Origin of the sequence: Stenotrophomonas sp. AS012628, from assembly GCF_010608305.1 — a bacterium.
Lineage (GTDB): Bacteria > Pseudomonadota > Gammaproteobacteria > Xanthomonadales > Xanthomonadaceae > Stenotrophomonas > Stenotrophomonas geniculata.
The window spans coordinates 1-294 of sequence record NZ_VMBJ01000118.1 but is presented as its reverse complement, the minus strand read 5'-3'; the positions used below and the strand labels follow the sequence as shown (position 1 = coordinate 294).

The following is a 294-nucleotide window of genomic DNA, read 5'->3' as shown; positions in this document are numbered from 1 at the left end:
CCCCTCGCGCCGGCACAGGGCCGCGATCGACTCCTCGCCGCGCAATCCGTCCAGCACGATGCGGATCTTCTCTTCAGAGCCATACTGCTTGCGGGTGACCCGGCGAATGTCCCTGATGACCTTCTCCGCCGACGGCTTCGTCGCTTCCATTTTCTGTCTCATCGTCGTTCCTTTGAAAGGCTACGATGAACCAGAAATCCTCCTCTCTCAATTAGCCCAATTCTGTCTCATTGGTGCTGACGCCGAACAAGCGTGAACATGTTGAGGTTGCGCGTCACCAGCGATTGCCAGCCG

The 294-nt window shown here is 58.2% G+C and carries 1 pseudogene; it reads right to left on the bottom strand.

From position 1 onward, the window contains the following. Positions 1-162, bottom strand: a pseudogene (locus G5A07_RS21225) (IS3 family transposase); the annotation flags it as partial. Between the last annotated feature and the right edge of the window lie 132 nt (positions 163-294).